Annotated in this window: 20 protein-coding genes and 1 pseudogene; 4 read left to right on the top strand and 17 right to left on the bottom strand. The window is 70.4% G+C overall.

What is annotated here, in order from left to right; all coding sequences use genetic code 11:
* The first annotated feature begins 559 nt into the window (after window positions 1–559).
* Together ACGFH9_RS18605 and ACGFH9_RS18600 are read left to right on the top strand one after the other, a co-directional pair.
* Window positions 560–2,302 (top strand): cellulose binding domain-containing protein, encoded by a 1,743-nt coding sequence (locus tag ACGFH9_RS18605; protein ID WP_393220636.1) that lies wholly within the window; start codon window positions 560–562, stop codon window positions 2,300–2,302.
* A 150-nt stretch (window positions 2,303–2,452) separates the two neighbouring features.
* Complete coding sequence (locus tag ACGFH9_RS18600; protein WP_393220633.1) at window positions 2,453–3,385, top strand: hypothetical protein; 933 nt, start codon at window positions 2,453–2,455, stop codon at window positions 3,383–3,385.
* A gap of 17 nt (window positions 3,386–3,402) precedes the next feature.
* Here the strand turns inward: ACGFH9_RS18600 and ACGFH9_RS18595 are convergent, their stop codons facing one another.
* From ACGFH9_RS18595 to ACGFH9_RS18585, 3 genes are all read right to left on the bottom strand, one after another.
* Complete coding sequence (locus tag ACGFH9_RS18595; RefSeq protein WP_393220630.1) at window positions 3,403–4,476, bottom strand: glycosyltransferase family 2 protein; 1,074 nt, start codon at window positions 4,474–4,476, stop codon at window positions 3,403–3,405.
* Between the two features lie 45 nt (window positions 4,477–4,521).
* Complete coding sequence (locus tag ACGFH9_RS18590; RefSeq protein ID WP_393220627.1) at window positions 4,522–6,312, bottom strand: hypothetical protein; 1,791 nt, start codon at window positions 6,310–6,312, stop codon at window positions 4,522–4,524.
* Window positions 6,313–6,483: 171 nt separating this feature from the next.
* The gene (locus tag ACGFH9_RS18585; protein WP_393220625.1) at window positions 6,484–7,947 is read right to left on the bottom strand and encodes an endo-1,4-beta-xylanase; all 1,464 of its coding nucleotides are present in this window, start codon (window positions 7,945–7,947) and stop codon (window positions 6,484–6,486) included.
* A 623-nt stretch (window positions 7,948–8,570) separates the two neighbouring features.
* Between ACGFH9_RS18585 and ACGFH9_RS18580 the strand changes: the two genes are divergently transcribed.
* Both ACGFH9_RS18580 and ACGFH9_RS18575 read left to right on the top strand, forming a co-directional pair.
* On the top strand, window positions 8,571–9,395 hold the full coding sequence (locus ACGFH9_RS18580; protein ID WP_393220622.1) for a hypothetical protein: 825 nt from the start codon (window positions 8,571–8,573) through the stop codon (window positions 9,393–9,395).
* A gap of 12 nt (window positions 9,396–9,407) precedes the next feature.
* Window positions 9,408–9,689: a hypothetical protein gene (locus ACGFH9_RS18575; protein WP_355243600.1), complete on the top strand. Its 282-nt coding sequence runs from the start codon at window positions 9,408–9,410 to the stop codon at window positions 9,687–9,689.
* A gap of 61 nt (window positions 9,690–9,750) precedes the next feature.
* Here ACGFH9_RS18575 and ACGFH9_RS18570 read toward each other — a convergent pair whose 3' ends face one another.
* The 14 genes and pseudogenes from ACGFH9_RS18570 to ACGFH9_RS18505 all read right to left on the bottom strand — a co-directional run bounded on the left by ACGFH9_RS18570 (window position 9,751) and on the right by ACGFH9_RS18505 (window position 20,159).
* Window positions 9,751–10,071, bottom strand: a complete 321-nt coding sequence (locus ACGFH9_RS18570; protein ID WP_393220747.1) for an AtzH-like domain-containing protein — start codon at window positions 10,069–10,071, stop codon at window positions 9,751–9,753.
* 89 nt (window positions 10,072–10,160) lie between these two features.
* Window positions 10,161–10,523 (bottom strand): annotated as a pseudogene (locus ACGFH9_RS18565) (allophanate hydrolase); the annotation flags it as partial.
* On the bottom strand, window positions 10,472–10,591 hold the full coding sequence (locus tag ACGFH9_RS18560; protein ID WP_393220745.1) for a hypothetical protein: 120 nt from the start codon (window positions 10,589–10,591) through the stop codon (window positions 10,472–10,474). The pseudogene ACGFH9_RS18565 and the gene ACGFH9_RS18560, both read right to left, overlap by 52 nt.
* 48 nt (window positions 10,592–10,639) lie before the next feature.
* A complete protein-coding gene (locus ACGFH9_RS18555; RefSeq protein ID WP_393220619.1) occupies window positions 10,640–10,801 on the bottom strand; it encodes a hypothetical protein in 162 nt (53 codons plus the stop codon).
* Window positions 10,802–10,935: 134 nt separating this feature from the next.
* On the bottom strand, window positions 10,936–12,252 hold the full coding sequence (locus tag ACGFH9_RS18550) for a glycosyltransferase (RefSeq protein WP_393220616.1): 1,317 nt from the start codon (window positions 12,250–12,252) through the stop codon (window positions 10,936–10,938).
* The gene (locus tag ACGFH9_RS18545; protein WP_393220614.1) at window positions 12,245–13,345 is read right to left on the bottom strand and encodes a DUF2855 family protein; all 1,101 of its coding nucleotides are present in this window, start codon (window positions 13,343–13,345) and stop codon (window positions 12,245–12,247) included. The genes ACGFH9_RS18550 and ACGFH9_RS18545 overlap by 8 nt, the downstream gene beginning before the upstream one ends.
* 15 nt (window positions 13,346–13,360) lie before the next feature.
* Window positions 13,361–14,614, bottom strand: coding sequence for an ABC transporter substrate-binding protein (locus tag ACGFH9_RS18540; RefSeq protein WP_393220611.1), 1,254 nt, complete (start codon window positions 14,612–14,614; stop codon window positions 13,361–13,363).
* A gap of 73 nt (window positions 14,615–14,687) precedes the next feature.
* The gene (locus ACGFH9_RS18535; RefSeq protein WP_393220609.1) at window positions 14,688–15,746 is read right to left on the bottom strand and encodes a branched-chain amino acid ABC transporter permease; all 1,059 of its coding nucleotides are present in this window, start codon (window positions 15,744–15,746) and stop codon (window positions 14,688–14,690) included.
* Window positions 15,743–16,624: a branched-chain amino acid ABC transporter permease gene (locus ACGFH9_RS18530; protein WP_393220606.1), complete on the bottom strand. Its 882-nt coding sequence runs from the start codon at window positions 16,622–16,624 to the stop codon at window positions 15,743–15,745. The genes ACGFH9_RS18535 and ACGFH9_RS18530 overlap by 4 nt, the downstream gene beginning before the upstream one ends.
* A 40-nt stretch (window positions 16,625–16,664) precedes the next feature.
* Window positions 16,665–17,390 carry an ABC transporter ATP-binding protein gene (locus ACGFH9_RS18525; RefSeq protein ID WP_393220603.1) on the bottom strand — a complete coding sequence of 242 codons (726 nt, stop codon included), beginning with the start codon at window positions 17,388–17,390 and terminating at the stop codon, window positions 16,665–16,667.
* A complete protein-coding gene (locus tag ACGFH9_RS18520) occupies window positions 17,387–18,175 on the bottom strand; it encodes an ABC transporter ATP-binding protein (RefSeq protein ID WP_393220600.1) in 789 nt (262 codons plus the stop codon). The genes ACGFH9_RS18525 and ACGFH9_RS18520 overlap by 4 nt, the downstream gene beginning before the upstream one ends.
* A gap of 183 nt (window positions 18,176–18,358) precedes the next feature.
* On the bottom strand, window positions 18,359–18,511 hold the full coding sequence (locus ACGFH9_RS18515) for a hypothetical protein (RefSeq protein WP_393220596.1): 153 nt from the start codon (window positions 18,509–18,511) through the stop codon (window positions 18,359–18,361).
* Window positions 18,489–19,262: a peptidase inhibitor family I36 protein gene (locus ACGFH9_RS18510; RefSeq protein WP_393220593.1), complete on the bottom strand. Its 774-nt coding sequence runs from the start codon at window positions 19,260–19,262 to the stop codon at window positions 18,489–18,491. The genes ACGFH9_RS18515 and ACGFH9_RS18510 overlap by 23 nt, the downstream gene beginning before the upstream one ends.
* 39 nt (window positions 19,263–19,301) lie before the next feature.
* Complete coding sequence (locus ACGFH9_RS18505; RefSeq protein ID WP_393220590.1) at window positions 19,302–20,159, bottom strand: peptidoglycan-binding protein; 858 nt, start codon at window positions 20,157–20,159, stop codon at window positions 19,302–19,304.
* Between the last annotated feature and the right edge of the window lie 137 nt (window positions 20,160–20,296).

The raw sequence follows: 20,296 nt of genomic DNA, 5'->3' as shown, positions 1-20,296 counted from the left end.
AATAGCTGCCGTTTGCAGGTTTTTTGCAGCCCCCGACCGCCCCGGCCCTGCGGGGCGGGTGAGGGCTGGCTAGGGCGGGGTGGATGTGGCGTTGACAAGGGGGCATCGAAGGAAATAAATTCCTTGCTACGAGAAACTGTTTCGTGCGCTCGCAGTGCGGCACTCACCCGCGGGCCCGCGAATGAGCAGAGCGCCCGGCCGTCCGCCGAGCCGGTCGACAAAGGAGGGTGCCGCAGTCCCGCCGGACCCGTTCGCCGCCACCGTCACCCTCGCGTCGCCGCACCCGCATCACCGCCGACGCGAGCCTCGGTCCGGCGTCGACGTTTCGGCCGCCGCACCGGCGCTCCCCCGGTGCCCCCTCCGCGACTGTTCGCGCAGCCCCGGACTCGGCGGCCGCGAGACACGTCGAGGTGACCGGCCGGCTGATCTGGACAGCCGACATCCGACACCCGCCGTCGCACGCCTGGGAGCGCTCCCGGCGATGCCCGACGTACCGCCCGACGCTCCCCCGAACGACCAGCCCGGACGCGTCGGCCACCACCACCTCGGGAGAAGTCTGATGAGAAAACGAACCAACACCGCCCTGATGTCGGCAGGCGCCGTCCTGGTGGCGTCGACGGCGGTCGCCCTGGCCGCGCCGGCCGGCGCCGCAGCCGCCGGCTGTGCCGTGAACTACGCCGTGTCATCGCAGTGGCAGGGCGGCTTCGGCGCGAACGTCACCATCACCAACCTCGGCGACGCGGTCGGCAGTTGGACGCTGAACTGGACCTACAGCGCCGGCCAGACCGTCACGCAGGCCTGGAACACGACACTGACGCAGAGCGGCGCAGCGGTCACCGCCAAGAACGTCAGCTACAACGGCGCAATCCCGACCAACGGGACCGCGTCGTTCGGCTTCAACGGCTCGTGGACGGGCAGCAACCCCGACCCGTCCAGCTTCGCGCTGAACGGCGTGACCTGCACCGGCGACACGACACCGACGACATCGCCGCCCACCTCGGCGCCCCCGACCACCCCACCGCCCACCACACCGCCGCCGACCACGCCACCCCCGACCACACCGCCGCCCAACGGACCGGCGGACATCACGGTGACCAGCGCCACCAGGTACCAGACCGTCGACGGCTTCGGGGCCGCCCAGTCGATCTGGGGTAGCGCCTGGTCGACCACCGACACCCAGACGCTGGTCGGGCTGGGCGCCAACCAGCTCGGCCTGTCCATCGTGCGGACCGGCCTCTCACCGGAGTCCAGCGAGTGGGCGACCCACGTCAACTCGTTGAAGACCGCGAAGGCGTACGGGTCGAACGTGAAGATCCTCGCCTCGCCGTGGACCGCGCCCGCGGCCTGGAAGACCAACAACAGCAGGACCAACGGCGGCAAGCTGAAGACCGACTACTACGACGACTACGCGAACCACCTGAACAGCTACGTCCAGTACATGCGGGGTCAGGGCGTGACCATCGACGTCACGTCCGTGCAGAACGAGCCGGACTGGCACCCCGACTACGACTCGATGGACTGGAGCGGCACCGAGCTGCGCACCTTCGTCCGCGACCAGGGTGCGAAGGTGCAGAACACCAAGCTGATGGTGGCCGAGGCGGTCAACCTGAACTACGGCTACACCGACCCGACCCTCAACGACGCGACCGCCCGGAACAACATCGGTTACATCGGCGGCCACCTGTACGGCACCGAGTCCGCAGGGCGGCTGGCCCCGTACCCCCTGGCCGCGACGCACAACAAGCCGGTGTGGATGACCGAGTGGAACCTGCACGCGGCGGACGGCGGCGGCTCGAACATCTGGGGCAACCCCAGCAACCTGGCCGTCTGGAACGAAACGCTCGACGACATCATGCGTACGGTGCACAGGTCGATGGAGGCCAACTGGAGCGCCTACATCTGGTGGTACGGCAAGCGCTACTACTCCTTCATCGGCGACGGCGAGGCTGCCTACGGCACCACCGCCGGCACGCCGCTCAAGCGTGGGTACGCGTTCTCGCAGTACGCGAAGTACGTCCGGCCGGGCTACCAGCGCATCGCCCTGACCAAGAGTTCCAAGGCGTCCCCGCTGGAGGTGACGGCCTACCAGGGTGACGGCAAGATCACGCTGGTCATCCTCAACCGGTCGAACAGCGCGGTCAACAACGCCGTGATCCAGGCGCCGCAGAACGTCAGCAGGGCCGAGTACTACCTGACCTCACAGAACGCCAACGCGGCCAGCCAGCCGACAAGCGTGAACGGAGGACAGGCCACCATCAACGTCGGCGCACGCAGCATCTCGACCCTCGTGTTCACGCTCTGACCGTCCCAGGGCGGCGAACCGGCGGGGTGTGGGGTGTGCACGGATCGCGCGCACCCCACGCCCCGGCGGGGTCGGTTCCCCCGATCCGGGGAGCGCCTTCCCCGACCGGAGGGAGGCCTGACGGCCTGCCGCCCCGCGAGGATCGCAGGCATGACGACGGCATCCCACACGCGCCGCAGCGGCCACGCTCTGACGTGCGCCGTCCTCGCCTGGGCCGTGGCCTACGGGGGCGTACGTCTGGCCTGGACGATCGGCGGGACGCCGGAGTTCGGACCGTTCGGGTTGGACCTGCTCGGATTCACCGGCTGGCGGTCGGTGGCGTTGTGCCTGGCCGCAGGCGCGGTGGCGGTCGCCCTGGACCGTGCGTCGACCTGGCGACCGGCGCTGGCGGGACTGGCCTGGACGGTCGCCGGCGCGTTGGTCGCGGCGGCGGCGATCCTGCTGCCGGAACTGGTAAGCCTGCTCCTGCTCGCGCCCGGCCCGTCCTTCAACCCGCTGGCGTTCGCCAGTCGGCTCGGTTGTGCCACCGGCGCGGTGCTTCTCGGCCTGGCCGTCTTCGCCTATCAGCGCCGTACGCGGGGCGACTGTTCCGACTGCTGCCGGACGATCCGGCCCGGTCAGCGACGCCCGGCACCCGCGCCGTGGGCGCGCTGGGGAGCGTACGTGGCGGTGGCCGGGCTCGTGACCCGTTTCGCGGCACAGGCCGTGGTGGGTTTCGACGACATCGCGCAGGACGCCTCCATCATCGGGTTGGAGATCGGTCTGGTGCTGGCCGGGGTGCTGTTGCCGCTGGCGCTTGTGCACTCCTGGGGTGAGGTCTGGCCGGGCTGGGTGCCGTTGCTCGCCGGCCGTACGATTCCCCGCCGGCTGTTGCTGGTGCCGGGCTTCGGGCTCGGGGCAGCCATCGTCGCCTACTTCGGCATGGGGATGGTGCAGGTGGCCTCCGGATCGGCCAGTGAGTTCTCCGACGCGTTCCTCTGGGTGGCCATGTCGGCGTACTGCCTGCTGGGGCTCGGCCTCCTCGTCACGTCCAGTGACTACCACCTGCGTACCCGCAGCGCGTGCCGGGCCTGCGGCCGCTGACCGGTCGCAGGCCCGGGTCAGCTGCCGTCGCCGTCGCCGACCTCGCGTCGGCCGGGCCCGGGGTGGGGATTGTCCCGGGCGGGCGGCACCCGTCGACCCCGTACCGGCGAGCGCGGCGCGGTCGGGGCGGGACGCCGCAGCGTCCCGTCCGTCTCCGCGACGAGGTACTCGGTCTCCTGCACCAGGTAGTGCGGTCGGCGTTTGGTCTCGTAGTAGATCCGGCCGATGTACTCCCCGATCACGCCGAGGATCGTCATCTGGATGCCGCCGAGCCCGATCACGCTGACGATGATCGTGGTGTACCCGGGGACGTCGATCCCCTTCTCGACGGCGTCCGCCACGACCCACGCCATGTAGGCGAGCGCGATGAGGGTGAGGAACAGCCCGCCGTAGATGGCCAGGCGCAGGGGCCGGTTGTTGAACGACAGCAGGCCGTCGAACGCGTAGTTGAACAGCTTGCTGAGCGTCCACCTGCTCCGCCCGGCCTGCCGGGTCTCGTTGGGGTGAGCCACCACCGCCGTGCGGAAGCCGATCCAGGAGAACAGCCCCTTGGAGAAGCGGTTGTATTCCGGCATCGCCAGTATCGCGTCCACCGCGAGCCGGGACAGCAGGCGGAAGTCGCCCGCGCCGTCCTGGAGGCGCACGTCGATCCACCAGTTGATGATGCGGTAGAACGACCGGGAGGCGACCATGCGGACGAACCGGTCACCGCGCCGGTCCCGGCGGGCGATCACCTGGTCGAAGCCCTGCTGGTACAGCGTCACCATCTCGGGCAGCAGGCGCGGCGGATGCTGCAGGTCGGCGTCCATGATGACGACCGCGTCGCCGGTGGCCCGCTGCAACCCGGCGAGCATCGCCGCCTCCTTGCCGAAATTACGGCTCAGCGACGTGTAGCAGACGGTGGGGTCGGCGGCGACGAGCCGCCGCAGCGCCTCCAGGGTGCCGTCCTCGCTGCCGTCGTCGACGTACACGACCTCGACCTCGACGTCGGGCAGCTCGGCGAGGGCCGCGCACACGGTCTCGTGCAGCCGCTCGACCGACGCCTCCTCGTTGAAGCAGGGCACCACGACGGACAGTCGCACGCTCGTCACCTCACCCTGCCCGTACCCGGACGTCCGTCGCCGGCGCCCACCCGGTCAGAGGTGGTAGACCAGCATGCCATCGAAATCCTCCCGGGCAATGCCCAACCCGTCGATGGGCCGGGTCGCGATGCTCTCCCACGGCGTGCCGACGACGCGGCTCGGCACGACCATCACCGACCGCACGCCGATCCCCCGCAGGTGCGCGATGCTCACCGGATCGGGGAACGACGCCACCGCCGTCCGGGTCTGCGCCTGGCTGACCGGTTCGAAGCCGGCCAGACCGTTCGTCAGCCGGGGGAAACCGTCGGTCGACCACAGCATGTACGTCAGGTCGCCCAGTCCCCCGGCCGGCAGCACGAGGATCGGGTCCTGCACCGTCCGCATCGCGGCCGGCGGTTGTGGCACGGTCGGGTGCGGCGTGTTGTTCACGCCCTCCAGGGTGACCACTGTCAACGGGATCAGCAGGACCAGCGGCGTAAGGGTCGCCGCCCAACGGCGGGGAGTGGACTGGCGCAACGTCTCCGCGAGAGCGGTCACCGCGCCGGCCGCCAGCACCGCCAGCAGCAGGCTCGTCCAGTGCATCATCCGGCCGGGCGTCCGCAACGCGTCCCAACCCGGCAGGAGCGTCGACAGCGTCAGGTAGCCCGGGTCGCCGTCGCCACCGAGGGTGGCGCCCAGGCCCAGCAGCACCGTGCCGACCGCGCCGAGCCCCAGCGCGACCCGGTGCCGCAGCGGGTACGCCGAGAGGAACAGCCCCGCCGCGGCCAGCCCGATCACCATCATGCCCGGCAGCAGCGCCATCTCCGGCGGCCAGGAGAGCTGTTCGCGAGCGGCGGCGTGCCGCTCACCCCACAACCACGAGTCGGCCGGCGCGGTGACGAACCCGATCAGCGGAGGCGAGAACATCTTCGTCCAGTCCAGCGTCCGCTCGGCCTGCGGGTTGAGGTCGACGACGCGCAGGTAGACCATGCCCAGCAGCAGCGTCACCAGGCCGAACACCCCGCCGCCGACGAGATCCGCGATCAGCAGTCGCCGGCCGAACGGAGGCCGTTCCCGCTTGCGCCACCAGGACCAGCCGTAACAACCGGCCGCGACCAGGACCGTGGCCAGCAGGAAGTAGACGAGCGGCAGGCCGATGCCGAAGCCGAGGCTGACCTGCCAGGCGGCCACGAGCCACCCGGCCACCGCCCAGCCGGGCCTGCGCAGCTCGGGCCGGTACCCGTGACGCAGCGACCAGCCGTGACCACGGGCCAACATGGCCAGCGACAGCGCGATACCCGCGCTGGACAGAATGTTCAGGTGCCCCGAGTGCGCCAGCCGCCAGGGCGCGTACGCCCAGGCGATCCCGGCGACCGCGCCGCCCCACCGGTTCGCGCCGAGCTGCCGCGCCAGGGCGTACGCCCCGAACGACGCCAGCGCGTGCAGCAGCACGTACAGCAGGTTGTAGTGGATCACGGAGGCCGTGAGGCCGGAACCGAGCATCCCCATCGGGGCGTAACCGAGCAGGGTGTCGCTGTAGGCGTAGGTGTACGTCTCGGGGTAGAACGTGTTCGAGTTCCAGAGATCGGCCGGGCTGCTCAACAGGGCGTGCCCCGACCAGGCGACCTGCCACGCCTGCAACAGCGGATCACCCAGGTCGCCGGGGATCGTCGTCGCCGGATGGCGCATGGTCGGCCAGGTCAGCACCACCGCCAGTAGCAGGCTTGCCGCCACCGCCACGGTCCATTCGGAACGCGCCCAACTCCATCGCCCCCAGTCGGCCGGCGGCCGATCCTCGGGGATCTCGTCGGCGGTCACGTCTTCCGAGGTCGAGGTTGGTGGAGGGGTGGCGGACCGGATAATCATGAAATCGATGCTCTCCAATAGTGCCGGGCTTGTCCATCTGCTGTCCGAAGCGTGGCGTGTTCTCGCGCACGACGCAACGTCCACACACCAACAGACGTCGTGGGGAGCGGCGACGGTGGCACGGACGACGAGCGTCCGCGCCACCGCGCCGCCGATTCGACCGACGGATGATCAGCCGATCTTGATCAACTGCCACTGCTGGTTGGTGCCGCCCCAGTCCGCGTACTGCACGACGTTGCCGCCGTCGGCGGTGGATGCGCCCTGCACCTCGACGGCCTTGCCGCTGTTGCGGTTGACGAGGCGTACGTAGCCCCCGGAATCCGCCAGCCGGAACTGCTGGTTGGTGCCGTTACCGTCGGTCCACTGCACGACCGCTGCGGAGTCGGCGGTCGAGCGGTTGTAGACGTCCAGCACCTTGCCGGAGTTGCGGGACTTCAGTCGGTAGTAGCCGCTGCCGGAGTCGACGAACTGCCACTGCTGCCACGCGCCGTCGTTGCGGGTCCACTGGTCGATCCGGGCACCGTCGCTGGTCGCCCGCTCGTACACGTCCAGGGCCTTGCCGCTGTTGCGGTTCACCAGGACGTACCAGGCGGTGGTGTCGACGGGCGAGCCCGGCGGGGGCGTGGTCGGGGTGCCGCTGCCCGCGTTGAGGGCGTTCAGGACCGAGGTGTAGGCCGCCTTCTTGTTGCCGGACCGGTCGAACAGCAGGGCGTTGTCATCCCCGCGCCACGAGTCGCTGTCCCGCACACCCCAGGTGGTGATGCCGGTGCAGCGCGTGACGGCGAGGCAGGCGCGGGTCACGGAGGCGTAGATGCTGGCCTGGTTGGAGCCGGTCATCACGTCCAGCTCGGTGATCTGCACGTCGACGCCCAGGTCGGCGAAGCGTTGCAGGTTGGCCTGGTAGTCGCTGGCCAGCGTGGTGCCGAGGTGGGACTGGAAGCCGACGCAGTCGATCGGTACGCCGCGGGACTTGAAGTCGCGGACCATGTTGTAGATGCCGGTGGACTTCGCGTTGATGCCGTCGGTGTTGTAGTCGTTGTAGCAGAGCTTGGCGCCTGGGTCGGCGGCGCGGGCGGCGCGGAACGCCGCCTCGATCCAGTCGTTGCCGGTGCGCTGCAGGTTGGAGTCGCGCCGCCCACCGCTGCCACCGTCGGCGAACGCCTCGTTCACCACGTCCCAGGCGTAGATCTTGCCCCGGTAGTGGGTGGCGACCTGGGTGACGTGGTTGATGGCGGCGTTCCGCAGCGCGGTCCCGGACATGCTCTGGGCCCAACCCGGCTGCTGGGCGTGCCACAGCAGCGCGTGCCCACGGACGATCATGCCGTTGGCCTGGGCATGGCTGACGAGACGGTCACCACCGGTGTAGCTGAACCGACCCTGCTGGGGCTCGGTGGCGTCCCACTTCATCTCGTTCTCGGGGGTGACGCTGTTGAACTCGCCGTTGAGGATGCTGGTGTACTGGCCGTCGGAGAGCTTGCCCGTCGCGACGGCGGCGCCGAAGTAGCGGCCCTTCTCGGCCGCCGATGCCTTCAACGTCGTTCCGGCGCTGGCCATGGGTGCCAGCGCGACCGTGATACCCGCGGTCAGCGTGACCGCGAGGGTAGCCGTCGCCAGCAGATTCCTTCTCAATGTCATGTCGGTCCTCTTCGGTGGGTGCATCGGCGGTGGTGAGGTGCCACTTCGCTCAGGACGACCTGTTCCCGGCGGCGCACGTCGGCTGGGCCACGGAATCCGGGACGGTCATCCTGGCCCACCGCGCACCGACGCACGCGGGATCGACCGGCGTTCACCGGGAACCACACGAGTCCTGAGACGGCGTCCGCTGCCCGTGGGGACGCCGTACGTCGAGGCGCGACCGCGGGACCCGCCCGGTGAGCCACCGACGCCGCCGACCTCTGCATCGAGAGTGAGCGATAACATGCTGTTCGTCAAGACGTAACGAGCCGGCCACACGACGCCCCGCACTGCACCGGTTCGCGGAACGCAGCTCATCGCCACCACTCGATGCCGGTACGGGATCGGACCGGCGGGCCGTGCGTCTCGGACGCGGCGGACGGGCCGAACGCGAGCCTTGTTATCGCTCACAGGGCGGGCCGGGCACCCTGACCGGCGTCGATCCGCCGGTGGCAGGTGTAGCCGGAGTCCCGAGGGGGCAACAACCCGCGCATGGGTGGGACGCCACGGGTCGACGAGCGACTGCTCGGACAACGGCACCGGCGTGTCGAGCCGGGCCGGGCGCGATCGTCGCGGGCATCCGCGTGACACGCCCGAAGCACTGCCCGCCACCGGTGGCGCTCGGCGCGGTGGCGCTCGGCGCGGCCGCGCTCGCGGCGGCCCTGGGCGCGGAGCCCGCCGCAGCGGAGCCCTCCGCAGCGGAACTCGTCTCCGTCGATCTCGTCTCCCCGGCGCCGGTGCCGATGCCCAGCACCACCGGCTCGGTGGACGATCCCGGGGCACCAGGCATCGTCGGGTCGCTGCTGCGGGGCGTGCTCGAGACTCCGCTGCACATCGACCTGCCCCTGCCGACGGCTCTGCCCCTGCCGCTGCCGACGGCTGTCCCGCTGCCGACGGCCACTCCGCTGCCCCTGCCGACGGCCACCGCGCCTCGCCTGCCGACGACGGAACCGTCCGCAGCCGCGCCCACTCGACCGCCTCGTACGCGACAGCCGTCCTCGCCACCCGCCGCGCCCACACCGGTCGCCTCGTCGGCCACCCGCGCCACGCCGCCGGCGGCCTCGCCCCAGACGGTGCAGGCGTCCCGCGCCGACGGCGTCGACCGTCGTCTGCCGGTGCGCGAGCGGACGTCCATGACCGCAGCACCTGCGCCGACGCCGGTCCCTCCCGCTCCCCCGCTACCGGGACCACCGGCGTTGGTCCTGGCCTTCGTGTCCGCACCGACCAGCACGAACGTCGGTGGCGCCGACCTGGCGGCGTCGGCGACCGACGGGCCGCCGGCCGTCGGGCCGCTGCACCGGGGACGCGCCGTCCTCCCCTTCGACAATCGAGCCACCGGTCGACCCGTGGAGCGGGGTCCCCCGCCACCACGGCAGCTCCTGATCACCCATTCACGTCCACGACGTTGATCAGGAGAGATCATGGAGCTAGCCGTCATCTGGGTACCCGCCCACATCGAGCCGTCGGAACACGCCATCGCGACGTGTCTGACCCACCTGCGCCGACATGAGTACCGGCTGAACGGGATCGTCCGCGCATCGTGGGAGACCGTCGAGCAGAAGATGGTCGACGGCGAGGTGGACGTGGTCGTCATCGCCGACCCCGCCCACCTTCCGCCGGACCGGTCGCCCCGGATCGAGGTGGCCGCGCCGCTGTCGCGCGCCGACGAGGACCACCGGACGCCCGGCACGCCGTTCGGCTGATGCCACGAAGCGCCCCGTCCAGTCTGGACGGGGCGCTTCGTCGTACGGCCTGCCGGCCAGCTCAGTCGACGTTCGGCGCGGGCGCGGAGACGTGGGCGGTGACGATGCGCCAACCGGCGGGCAGACGTACCCAGGTCTGGGTCTGCCGCCCGGACGAAGCGCTTGTCGATGACGAAGACCACCACCGCGCCCAGCACCAGGCCGGCGAGGATGGCGCCCCGACCGAGCACCAGCAGCCCGTCGTACACGACGCCGGCCCCGTTGAGCGCGTCGTCGCCGACCGCGGCCGCGCTGGTGCCGGCCGCCGCCAACGCGTTGTCGATCTGCCCGGTCGCCCAGGCCGCGATGTTCGGCACCAGCGTGGCGACCACGGCCGCCGCATGCGCCCGTGGGGTCGCCTGGAACGCCTGGCTCGACCTCGATCGGGTGGCCCGTCGGGGTCTCCGGCGCGACCCGGACCAGGCCGGGCAGCCCCTCGCCGTCGGCGGTGTCCATCCGGTAGAGCCGGTAGAGCGCAGCGGTACGGGCGACGCCGGCGAGGACCGCGCCGCGCCCGAGCAGCTCGCCGTTGCGGGACTCGCCGGCCAGGTGCCGGCCGACCACGGCGATCAGCACCTCGGCCGGGGGCGCGGCGGACGTCGCGCCGACCGCCGGTCCGGGTATCGCGTCGCTGCCCGTGGCGAGGGTCGCGGCCAGCCGGGCCAGGGTGGTGTCGCTGAACGCCGGGCCGAGCAGGGTCAGGCTCGCCGGTCGGCCGGCGGAGGTGAAGCCGTTGGGTACGGTCACCGCGGCCAGGTCGAGCAGGTTCGCGAACTGGGTGTAGCGGCCGAGCATGGCGTTGCGCCCGATCGGGTCCTCGGCATGCCGGCCACGTCGATGTTGTCCTTGACCGCGAAGGGGATGCCATACAGGGGTGACGCGGGATCACCGTGGCGGGTCAGCGACTCGGCTCAGGTCCGCAGGTCGCCGGCCGGCACGGTGCTGATCCAGACCGGTCCGCCGCCGCTGGAGGCCAGCCCGTCGAGCACGCGTTCGGCCTGGTCCGTCGGGCTCAGGCGACCCTCGCGGTACGCCGTCCGCAGGTCGGAGATCGATCCGACTGGTTCTCGCATACTGTCGATTGTCGACCGTTCTGATACAGCGAGCGGCGCGTTCTGTAACGGGGACATGACGGCGGGGATGTGCCGTCATGTCCCCGTCGGGCGTCAGGTCAGACGTCCTTCGACAGCAGCGAACGGGATGTGGGTCAGAGCACGGGCGCCGCACTGATCGCCAGGTACTGCTCGACCGTGGCGGCGATCTCGCCGAGCGCGTCGTGGCGCGCGTACTCGATGCTCAGCTCAACGGCGCGCTCCCGGTAGCGCGACCCGCCGAGCACGGTCTGCACCGCCCGTCGAATCATCGCCACGTCGGGGCGCGACGTCGCCAGGTTGATGGCCGCACCGGTCCAGGCCACGCGGGCGGTTGCCTCGGTCTTGTCCTCGCTCTGCCCCGCCAGCACAAGCGGCACGCCGTGGGCGAGTGCCTGCTGCACCCCGCCGTAACCGCCGTTGTGCACGAAGACATCGACGTGTGGCAGCAGGAGGTCGAAGTCGATGAACGGCGTCACGCGCGCGTTGGCGGGCACACGGGCGGGCACCGCGTCCCGTCCGGTCGTGGCGACAACCAGCACGTCGAGGTCGGCCAGCGCCTCAAGGGTCGGCTCGATCAGTTCGCTGAGGTCGTGGTTCGCCTGCGTGCCCTGCGACACGGCGATCACCGGCCGGTCGCCGGCGACGACGTCGTGCCACCACTCGGGCAGTGGGTGGTGATGACCGTCGCGAGCGCCGATGGGGAGCGCGCCCACGAACCGCAGGCTCGCCGGGGCGTCGCTGCGGGGGTACTCGATCGCCTCGACGCAGAGTTGCAGGTACTGGTCGGGAAGGGTCACCACCCCGTCGAGGAGGAACGGAGGCCGCCGCGTCACGCCGAGGCCACGCAGTACCTCCTCCAGTCCACGCTGGGTGTGCGGGATTCCCCGCTCCCGAAAGACCCGGTTACGCTCCCGGTTACGCTCCCGACCCTGCGCGGAGCTGTCCGGGGGGAGACCGGAGCGGAACGGCGCCGTGTCGACGCTGGTCATGGTGATCGTCAGGACACCGATGCTCAGAACGGGAACCTGTCTGTTCACCGGCGCACCGAGCAGCGCCGGCCACATGCCCAGGAACATGTTTTCCTGAAGGACCACGACGGGCGCGTCACCCGCCTTGGCGATCTCAGCCTGGATCGTGTGGTGCTGAGCCGCGAGCGTCTCGATGAAGACGTGGGACATCGCCCGGTCGAAAGCCTCCTCGCGGGGTAACCCGAGCAGCTCGGGATGCCGTTGGTGCAGGGTCCGCGAATCGACGTCCGCCGCACCGGTTAGCGGGGCGAACGTGAGGCCGTAGCGTTCGATGTCGTCCCGGTACGCGGTACCGGTCACGAACGTGACGTCATGGCCCCGCCGGACAAGGTCCACGGCGATCGCCCGCACGGGGACGACGTGGCCGTACGCGGGGTGCGCCCCGATGATCACCTTACCCATGTGCGCTGTTCTCCCTATGCTCCACGGCGGACTGGGACACAAGCACGACCTGACCGGTCGTCGGTGGGACCGCGCCGGAGACCAGCCGTTGCCACACCCGGGCCAGCTGTTCGCGGCCGCTGTGGGTCTCGACGTCGGCACGACTCGCCACCCACGCGGTGAACTCCCGCCACGCGCCCGACAGACGCGCCTCGACGCCCCCGAGCCCCCAGTCGGCCGTCCGCTTCGCCAGCCGACTCGGCGCGAAGAAAACCTCGGCGCCGTCCCGGGAGGCGTCACCCCGCTGCTGATGGGTCAGACCGACAACGATCTGCCCGACCAGGTGTTCACCGAGGTGCTGCCGGATCCGGGCACGCGTCGTGTCGGCGCCGGCGAAGTCGACGTAGCGGGTCGCGGCGCCGGCCCTCAGTTCTCCGATGTCGTCGTACGTGAGCACCCGGTCGTAGCAGCCCAGCTCGGTGACGAAGGCACGATTCCGCGCCGCGGTGAGGCCGATGACCTCGACCGCGGATCGGCGTAGTTGCCAGGCGGTCGCGTACGCGGTCCTGCTCGATGCCGAGGACAGCACCACCGCCGCGTCGCCGTGGTCGGGATCTGTGCTGAGCTGATCGGCCAACAGGAACGCGGTGGAGAACAACGGACGGTAGAGCACCTGGATGTCGTCGGTGATCGCGCTGGGCTGTCCGGCGTCGACGAGGTCGTAGCCGTTGTAGATCGAGGGCAGTCCGGCGCGGTGCGGGCTGAGGTCGGAGAAGGTGCCGACGTCCAGCGCACCCGGCCGGATCAACAGGTGGCTCGCGCACGGCAGGAAGCCGTAGACCCGGTCCCCGGCGCTCAGCACGGGTGCGGCGGACGCGACGACCGTGGCGAAGCCCCAGGCTGGCACGACACCCCAGCCCGGTTCGGTGGGGAAGAAATCCCAGTAGCGGTAGGCGTCCCCGGTCAACGCGTACGTCACATTGTTGGAGGTCAGCCCGATGCGATCCACCCGCAGCAGGGCGTCGCCGGCACGGAGCACCGGCCGGGATGATTCGAGGAGACGGGTACGCACGACTTCGTCGCGCGCCACCGCCATGGTCCATTGCGTACCCATGTGGTGGATGTCTCCTCAGCCGGCCTGCGGAACGCCGTTGGCCGGGGGCGCGGCGCGGGGTGCGTTGTACTCGGTGACGGGGGCGTCCGCCTCGTCGGTCTGGTAGGCGGGGCCGAAGTACGCCTGCACCCCGCCGGTGACCAGGGTGAGACGCTCGCCCCCGTAGCCGGAGTGGTCGGTCGGCGAGTGCCGCAACGGCGCCAGACCCGGCCCTTGGTAGCCGCCCCGCTCGACCGCCTTGATCAGTGATTCGCGGGTGAGGTCTCGGCCCGCGGCGAGCAGTTCCTGTACGAACAGGTAGCCGATCGACATGCCGAAGATCGCGTTGCCGTCCAACGGCGCACCGCCGTTGTACTCCTGGTTGATCTTCGTGAAGAGCTGGATCCAGGGGTCGGCGGTGTCCGTGTAGAGCGGCAGGTAGTTGAGGCCGACGAGCCCTTCGGTGAGCTTCGCGTCCGCACCGAGCTGCTTGGCCAGGGTCTGGTAGTCGCCGCCGGTGTTGAACGCGAAGAAGCGCGGCGTGAAGCTGAGCTGCTTTGCGACGCTGAGCGAGCGGGCGGTGAAGCCCGGGATGGTGGCGAGCACCACGGCCTGGCAGCCCTGCTGCTTGAAGGCGCCGATCTGCGGTTCGACGTTGGTGTTGCTGGTGACGTACGTCTGCTTGACTGCCACCGGTCCGAGCACCTTCTCCAGCCCGGCGAGGCTGTCACGGCCGAAGTCGTCCTCCTGGCCGAGGAAACACACCTTCCGCCCCTGGTACTGGGACTTCAGGTGAGCGCCGAGGATCTTGCCCTCGACCACGTAGTCTGGCTGGAAGGCGAAGGTGTTTGGATACTTGGCGGGCTGGTCCCAGTTGCGGGTACCGGAGGCCGGGAAGAGGTCCGGCACGCGGTTGCTGGTGAGAAAGTCCAGCACCGAGGTGTGGGTCGGGGTGCCCAGGCCGTTGAGGATGGCGAACACCCGGTCCTGCAGGACCAGTTGCCGGACGACTTGCTGCGTGTTCGCGGGGTTGTAGCCGTCGTCCTTGATCTTGTAGGTGATCTTGCGCCCGTGCACACCGCCCTGGGCGTTGACGTAGTCGAAGTACGCGCGGGTCGCCGGAGCAATGCTGGAGTAGCCTGCTGCCGCCGGGCCAGTCAACGGGGTGTGCGTGCCGATCACCACCTCGGTGTCGGTCACTCCGGGCACGGCGGACGACGCTCCCGATCCGCCCGTCCCACAGGCAGCCACCGTCAGCAGCGTCGCCGCCGCGAAGGCCGCGGCAGACATTCGTCGGACAGCCAACATGATCACTCTCTTCCTCCGTCCGTCACCGGACGGTGTTCGGGAAACCAGGGATGGTTCAGCGGGTCCGCACCCGACGCTGGTACCGCCGTTCGACGACGGCCCGCACCGCTCGGCGTTGCAGCCCGGCGACGCCGCTGGGCGCGAGCGCCAGCACGGTGATGAGCATCAGCCCGAACGCGGCGGTGGGGAGGTTCCCCTCCCACCGCTGCGCCTGCGCCGGCGGAAACGGCAGCAGGGCGGTAACCGACCGGGCGAGGTCGGGCAGGGCAACCAGGAGCAGCGCGCCCCAGACCGCGCCGGCCAGGCTGTCCAAACCACCGATCACGACCGCCATGAGCAGGAACACGGAGAGCGTGAGCGGGTAGGAGCCGGGTGAGGCGACCTGCGTCAGGATCGCCATCAGCGCGCCGCCCACGGCGGCGCAGCCGGCGCTCACCGTGAACGTGACCACGCGGGTGCGTGCCACGTCGATGCCACTGAGACGCGCGGCGACCTCGTGATCGCGTACTGCCCGCAGATCGCGGCCGAAGCGGGAGTTGACGAGGTTGGTGAGCAGCAGCAGCAGCGGCAGGGTGACCGCCCAGGCCAGCCAGACCTGCCACCGCTCGTACGGGACAGTCGGACCGAGAGCGGATGGTGGCGCCGCCGCGGACACCGGTAGCCCCTGCTCCCCGCCGAGGGTGGCGCCGAACGTGGTCGCCAGCGAGGGGACGACGACCGCCACGCCGAGCGTGAGTCCGGCAAGGTGCGGCCCCCGCAGTCGGGCGGCGGCCAGCCCGACGACGGCGCCGACCGCGACGCCGACCGTCAGCGCGCCGAGCAGCGTCAGCACGAGGATCCAGACCGGGGCCACGGCGGCGCCCGCGAGCGCGTCCTGGGCCAGGGCCACGGTGTACGCGCCGCTGGCCATCAGCGCTCCGTGCCCCAGCGAGAGTTGGCCATTGAGCCCGGTGAGGACGGTCAGGCCAGCGGTGGCGCAGAGGTAGGCGGCGACGGTGGCGAGCTGGAAGTCGCGGAACGGGTCCAGGGCGTAACTGGCGACGAGTACCAGCGCAGCGGCCAACGCGGTGAGCAGCGCACGTCGCAGCGGGCTCGACCCGACGAGGATGGTCATGCCTGGCGCGTCCGGGCGCTGGTGATCAGACCTTGCGGCCGAAGGAGAAGGACGGCGAGCAGCAAAAGCAGCGTGGCCAGCGGAGTGAGATCACCGCCGAGGTATCCGGAGACGTACGAGAGCGTCAGGCCGACCGCCAGCCCACCGATGACCACCCCGGGTGGGCTGTCCAGTCCGCCGATGACCGCGGCGGTGAACGAGGCGACGAATACCAGGTCCATGGCGTGGGGGTGCAGCGCCAGTTCGGTCGGGACGACGAGCATGCCGGCGACGGCGCCGAGCGCCGCAGCCAGCGCCCAGCCGAGGGTGAGCATCCCGCCGACGTTGACACCGAGTAGCCGGGACACCTCGGGGGCGAACGCACCGGCCCGCATCCGCAGCCCGACCGAGGTGCGACCGAACAGCCATGCCAGCGCCGCGACGACAGCACCGACCGCAGCGATGACGAAGACGTCGAACGGTGAGAGCAGCACGAAACCACCAACCGTGAACGACGTACGGTCGAACGGGGCGGGTGTCGGCAGGAAGTCGTTGCCGTACACGATCCCGAGCACCGCCTGGATGATCAGCACCAGCCCGAGCGCGATGATCACCGAGTTCAGGTGTTCGGCCGCGCTGCCGGCGAGGCGCATGACGCAGAAGTCCACCGCCGCGCCCAGGATCAGCCCGGTGGTCACGGCCGCAACGAAGCCCGCCCAGTAGGAACCGGTCGCTCCCGTCACGCTGTGCGCCACGTAGACGCAGGCGACCGCCATCGCGCCCTGGGCGAAGTTGACGACTCGGGCCGCCCGCCAGATCAGCACCAGCGCGAGCGCGAAGGCTGCGTAGGCCGCCCCCCTGGCCAGGCCGTCCAACGTCAGGAACACGAACCGTTGCATCACATCCCCCTCCAGGCTGGGCGCGGTTGGCGCCAGCGGATCAGAAGCCGAGGTACAGCCGGCGTAGTCGGGCGTCGTCGCGCAGGCTCGTGGCCGGTGCCGCGTACGTCACCTGCCCCAGGGACAGGACGACACCCTGGTCAGCGACCGACAGCGCGCCGTGCAGGCTCTGCTCGGCCAGCACCACGGCGACCGAAGACTCGTCCCGAAGCCGGCGCAGCAGCGCCAGGGTCTGCGCGACCGCCTTGGGCGCGAGACCGAGGGAGGGCTCGTCGAGCAGCAGGAGCCGGGGGCGACCCACGAGCGCCCGTCCCAGGGCCAACAGTTGCCGCTCACCTCCGGAGAGCTGATGCCCGGCGTGCCGCCGTCGGCGGGCCAGTGGCTCGAACATGTCGTATACCTCAGCGACTGCCCGGCGGGCGTCGGCACGGTCGCGCCGCCACAGGCCGCCCAGGCGCAGGTTCTCGTCGACGGTCAGCTCGGCGACCACGCCGTGTCCCTGCGGCACGTGTGCGAGTCCATACCGGACCCGCCGCTCCACCGGCACCTTCCGCAGGTCGACGCCGTCGAACAGCAGCTCGCCCGCGGTGGGACGGATCAGGCCGGACAGGGCGCGCATCAGAGTCGTCTTGCCCGCCCCGTTGGCGCCGACGACCGCGGTGATGCTGCCGGGTTCGACGTCGAAGCTGACCGAGCGCAGGACGGGAGCGGCGTTACCGTAGCCGGCGACCAGGTCGCGCACGGACAACAGGGGTGCGGCTCTCATGCCGCCGCTTCGGTGGCGACACCCAGGTACGCCTCGGCGACGCGCGGATCGTTGCCCACCTGCTCCGGAGTGCCCGAGGTGATCACCCGGCCGAAGTTGAGGACGACGATGTCGTCGCACACCCCCATCACCAGGTCCATGTGGTGCTCCACGAGCAGGACCGAGCAGGGGTGGTCAGCCCGGCGGGGGAGGTTCTCGATCAGCGTGCCGAGCTCTCGCACCTCGTCCGGACCCAGTCCGCCGGCGGGCTCGTCGAGCAGCAACAAACGTGGACGCGCGGCCAGCGCCCGGGCCAGCGCCACCCGTTTGCGAATGGCGTACGGAAGGGACCGGGGCTGCGCGTCGACGTACGGTGCGAGGTCGAGCTCGTCGAGCACCTCACGCGCGTGGTCGCGGAGTCGCCGCTCGTCACGCTCGCTGCCGGGCAGTCCGAACAGCGCCGAGGCGAACCCGGCGCGGGCATGGTTCGTGGCGCCGGCCACGACGTTCTCCCACACACTGAGCCCGTCGAAGAGACCGACATCCTGCAGGGTCCGTGCGACGCCGAGTCGGGTGAGCTGGTGCGGGCGCAGCCGTTGGAGGACACGCCCGTCCATGGCCAGTTGTCCAGAGTCCGGACGCAGCAGTCCGCAGACGACGTTGAACAATGTGCTCTTTCCGGCACCGTTCGGGCCGATGACGCCGACCACCTGCCGGGGAGGCACACGCAGGGACACGTCGGTCAGCGCGGCGAGTCCACCGAAACTGACACTGATCCCTTCCACAGTCAGGCCCGACGAGTCCATCTTCCACTCCACTGGTCAGATTGGAAGCGGTCATCATCGACGCAACCGTCCGACGAGCCACAGTAGACAGACCGAATTGACTGTTGCTGGACGGCGACTGAATCCCAGTGTCGAGCCGCCGATCACCCGCCGTCATCATCCGGGTGTCGGTGTCGTCCAGCCGAGGGCCGTAGGCACTACCAACTAGTCTAGGTAGGAGCGGGTGCCGTGCCCGGACAGCGCGGCGAGAACCTCCTCGGGGTCTCCCCCGGCGACCGCCTCGAACAACCGCTCGTGCCGGTGGACCCCGTCCGACGGCTGCGCCGCCTCCACCTCACGCCGCAGGTTGATCGCCATGTAGAGTCGACCAGGTCCGGTCCACCGCCGCCGACGTCGAGGACTGCGCCGACGACGGCCGGTAGACCTGATCGCCCGTGTCGTCCCGGACGTCGTAACACTGGCCGCCGGAGGTCTTCCGGGTCGAGTGCAGCGCCCAGTACCAGCCATAGCTCTTCACGGCCATCGCACCGGCGTCCAGCGAGGCAGCCGGCCAGCTCGACACCCACTCGTTCGGGAGGACGTTCTTGACGTACGTCTTGAAGTCGACCCGGTCGACGCGCCCGAGACCGACCCGGTAGACGAGGATGGTGCTCGGCAGCTTGCTGTTGGTGCCGTCGGTGCTACAGCCCGTCGGCCCGCTCAGCAGTTCGTGCGAGGCGTTGTTGTTCTTCAACGTGGCGTTGAGGTTGCCAGTCGCGCCGGCCGCGAAGTCCTGCGTCGTACCGGCGAAGTTGCTGTTGAAGTAGACCCGCACGGTCCTGCCGGTCCGGTTCCACACCGACGCCGCGTTGTTCTTCACGCACAGGCCCTTGCCGGCGCCCGCGCCCTTGAAGTCGTAGCACGAGGGCTGCTCGGTGCCGTAGTCGTCGAGCGAACCGGTGAAGTCCGAGAGCGATCCCGCGTTGTCGCTGTTGTAGTAGTAGCAAAACTCGCCGCTGTCGCAGACCCCGTCCCGGGCCGCCGCCGACGCGGGCGATGCGACGCTGAGGATCGAGGTGGCCGCGGCCAGCGCGACGCCGACCGAGCCGAGGCTTCTACGGATGTTCATGGTGTCCTTTCCGGAAACGGTGAGGGGGGTGGGTGCGGGTCACTGCCCGCGCTGGTACTGCTCCCAGGTCTGGATCGGGATCTGGGGGCCGTCGTCCGGGCCACGGTTGGCCAGGCCGTTCATGCCGAGGCGGTAGTCACCGGTCTGGTGCTGCGCCTGGCTGGACAGGTCCGTGTCGCTGATCGCCGCGGCGTGGATGTGCCACGGCCAGTCGCCCTGACTCGGGTCACGGAGCCAGGCGGCGAAGCCGACCCGTCGCAGCGCCCGGACGACGGCGGTGCGTCGGGTCGCGGTCATACCGGGGACCGCGATGTCCACCACACCCCCGCCGTCATGCGTGCCGGCCGAGGTCGGGTCACCCCCGGGGTTGTACGAGCCCTGCTCGAGCACCAGCGTCTGGCCCAGCAGACGCTGCGCCTCGGCCAGCATCGCCTGGGTTCGGGCGTTCACGACGTACCCGTCGCGCGGGACCTTCGTGCCCGGTCCGATCGTGTTGGCGACCGTGTAGCGGTTCTGTCCGAGCTTCGTCAGCGACGTCACACCGGGCAGGCCGTTCGCGGCCAGGCCGGTGTAGCCCAGCGAGTGTTGGTACGCCGCGTACGCCGAGACGGTCACCGTGCCGAAGTAGCCGTCGACCCACTGCGCGTTCAGCAGGCCCTGTGCCTGCAACGCCTGCTCCACGGCGAGCACGGAGTTCTTCGCACCCGGAGTCAGGGTGTTGTCGGCCCGACGGGGGTCGATCTGGGCGGCCAGGACGGTGGCCTCCATGTCCACGATCGGCCGCGCGGCCGCGGTGGCGGTCCGCTGCGTTGTGGCACCGGATGCCGCCGCGTGGGCCGGGACGCCGACGGCCACGCAGAGCGCGGCGAGTCCGACAGTTAACCAGGGACGGCGCAAGGTGGCTCCTCCTCGTAGCTGGTGAGTCGCTCTCGGTTCGACCTCACCCTGCGAGAAGTGCCCTGCTGTTCGGTACCCCCGGCGGCCTGTCAGATCCGTCAGACGGTCACCGACCTCGATGAATGCGGTGTTGTCAG

The sequence above is a fragment of the Micromonospora sp. NPDC049102 genome (genome assembly GCF_043197485.1).
In the GTDB taxonomy this organism is placed as follows: Bacteria; Actinomycetota; Actinomycetes; order Mycobacteriales; family Micromonosporaceae; genus Micromonospora.
Note: the sequence above shows the minus strand (reverse complement) of the source record. Positions and strands in the feature narration are given on the sequence as shown.